The following is a 2,748-nucleotide window of genomic DNA, read 5'->3' as shown; positions in this document are numbered from 1 at the left end:
GTTGCGGGTGGTGGGGGCGGGGTCAGAATCTACGCGCGTTGCCGTGATGTGACCTGTCACGGCGTGAACTGTGAACTTGGGGAGTTTGACGTGCCGCTGAACCGGAGGAATTTTCTGGGGCGTACTGCTGCGACGGGTGCGGGTGTCGCGCTCGTGGGGGCGGTGGGTGCCGGGTCTGCGGAGGCGCAGGAGGTGGATGCGGGTCTGATGGGCGGCGGCCGGGGGAAGCGGAGGTATTCCTTCACCGTCATGGGGACGACGGATCTGCATGGGAACGTCTTCAACTGGGACTATTTCACGGATGCCGAGTTCGATGACAAGGCGCACAATGATGTGGGTCTGGCGAAGATTTCGACGCTGGTGAATCAGGTGCGGGCGGAGAAGGGGCGCCGTAACACGCTGCTGATCGATGCAGGTGACACGATTCAGGGTACTCAGCTGTCGTATTACTACGCGAAGGTGGATCCGATCACGAAGGTGCGCGGTCCGGTGCATCCGATGGCGCAGGCGATGAATGCGATCGGGTACGACGCGGCGGCGCTGGGGAATCACGAGTTCAATTACGGGATTCCGGTGCTGCGGAAGTTCGAGGAGCAGTGTGATTTTCCGCTGCTGGGGGCAAATGCGCTGGATGCGAAGTCGTTGCGGCCGGCTTTTGCTCCGTATGTGATGAAGCGGGTGTGCACGCCGTTCGGTCGTGATGTGAAGGTGGCGGTCCTGGGGTTGACGAATCCGGGGATTGCGATCTGGGACAAGGCGAATGTGCAGGGGAAGATGGTGTTCCCGGGCCTGGAGGAGCAGGCGGCGAAGTGGGTGCCGCGGCTGCGTTCGATGGGTGCGGATGTGGTGATTGTGTCGGCGCATTCGGGTTCGAGCGGGACGTCGTCGTACGGTGATCAGCTGCCGTATATCGAGAATGCGGCGGCGCTGGTGGCGGAGCAGGTGCCGGGGATCGACGCGATTCTGGTGGGTCATGCGCATACGGAGATCCCGGAGTACCGGGTGGTGAACAAGAAGACGGGCAAGCAGGTGGTGCTGTCGGAGCCGCTGAAGTGGGGCCAGCGGCTGACGTTGTTCGACTTCGGTCTGGTGTGGGAGCGGGGCCGCTGGCAGGTGGAGTCGGTGGGTGCGAAGGTGCTGAACTCGAATGCGGTGCCCGAGGACAAGAAGATCACCCGGCTGCTGCGTGATGAGCACGAGAAGGTCGTGGCGTATGTGAATCAGGTGATCGGTACGTCGACGGCGGCGATGAGTGCTGCGGAGGCGGCGTACAAGGACACTCCGGTCATCGACTTCATCAACCACGTGCAGAAGGAGACGGTGAAGGCGGCGCTGGCGGGGACGGCGTACGCGTCGCTGCCGGTGTTGTCGCAGGCGTCGTGTTTCTCGCGGACGGCCGGGGTGCCGGCGGGGAAGGTCTCGATCCGTCAGGTGGCGGGGCTGTATCCGTTCGAGAACACGCTGGAGGCCCGGGTCCTGACGGGCGCGCAGCTGCGGGAGTATCTGGAGTTCTCGGCGCGGTATTACGTGCGGACGCCGGCGGGTGTTCCGGTGGATCCGGCGAAGCTGACGAATGCGGAGGGTGTTCCGGATTACAACTATGACGTGGTCAGCGGCCTCTCGTACGAGATCGATATCGCGAAGGCGCCGGGGGCGCGGGTTGCGAAGGTGATGTTCGACGGGAAGCCGCTGGACGACGCGGCCGAGTTCGTCCTGGCGGTGAACAATTACCGGGCCAGTGGCGGGGGGAATTTTCCGCATGTGGCGCGGGCGAAGCAGGTGTGGGCCAACTCGGAGGAGATCCGTAACACGATCATTTCCTGGGTGAAGGCGCAGGGGACGATCGATGTGGCGAAGTTCGGTTCAGTGGACTGGAAGCTGACGCGGGATGGTGCGCCGGTCTTCTGATCCGGTGGTGCGGGGCCGTGATTGTGGTCGCGGTTCCAGGCCGAATGTGGTGAAGGCGGTCCGCTCCGGTAGGGGGTAGGCCGTCTTTCCCGTGATGGCGTTGAGGATGGTGGCGCTGCGCCAGGCGGCGAGGCCGAGGTCGGGGGTGCCGACGCCGTGGGTGTGGCGTTCGGCGTTCTGGACGTGGATGGCGCCGCGGACGAGGGGGTCGAGGACGAGGCGGTGGTTTTCGTCGATGCGGGGGCGTTCGCTGTGGTCGCGGCGGATGTAGGGGTCGAGGGCGGCGAGGAGGGTGTCGACGGGGCGTTCGCGGTAGCCGGTGGCGAGGATGACGGCGTCGGTGGTGATGCGGGAGCGGGTGCCTTGCTGGGCGTGTTCGAGGTGGAGTTCGACGCGGGTGGTGCCGACGCGGCCGGCGGTGCGGACGAAGACGCCGGGGGTGAGGACGGTGTCGGGCCAGCCGCCGTGGAGGCTGCGGCGGTAGAGCTCGTCGTGGATGTCGGCGAGGGTTTCGGCGGCGATGCCTTTGTGGAGCTGCCATTGCTGGGGGAGGAGTTGGTTGCGTACGGGTTCGGGGAGGGCGTGGAAGTAGCGGGTGTAGTCGGGGGTGAATTGTTCGAGGCCGAGTTTGCTGTATTCCATGGGGGCGAAGGCGGGGGTGCGGGCGAGCCAGTGGAGTTTTTCGCGGCCTGTTGGGCGGTTGCGGAGGAGGTCGAGGAAGACTTCTGCGCCTGATTGGCCGGAGCCGATGACGGTGATGTGTTCGGCGGCGAGGATGCGTTCGCGGTGGTCGAGGTAGTCGGCGGAATGGATGACGGGGACGGCGGGGGCGTCGACGAG

Annotated in this window: 2 protein-coding genes; one reads left to right on the top strand and one right to left on the bottom strand. The window is 65.3% G+C overall.

Features of this window, described 5'->3' with window-relative positions; translation table 11 throughout:
* Positions 1 to 90 precede the first annotated feature (90 nt).
* Positions 91 to 1,908 (top strand): bifunctional metallophosphatase/5'-nucleotidase, encoded by a 1,818-nt coding sequence (locus tag ACSNOH_RS34345; RefSeq protein ID WP_436725370.1) that lies wholly within the window; start codon positions 91 to 93, stop codon positions 1,906 to 1,908.
* Here the strand turns inward: ACSNOH_RS34345 and ACSNOH_RS34340 are convergent.
* Positions 1,864 to 2,748, bottom strand: an 885-nt coding sequence (locus tag ACSNOH_RS34340; protein ID WP_436725369.1) for a SidA/IucD/PvdA family monooxygenase, incomplete at its 5' end; no start/stop codon positions are given. The two genes, ACSNOH_RS34345 and ACSNOH_RS34340, sit on opposite strands and share 45 nt — an antisense overlap.

The organism is Streptomyces sp. URMC 127, assembly GCF_051386535.1.
Lineage (GTDB): Bacteria > Actinomycetota > Actinomycetes > Streptomycetales > Streptomycetaceae > Streptomyces.
Note: the sequence above shows the minus strand (reverse complement) of the source record. Positions and strands in the feature narration are given on the sequence as shown.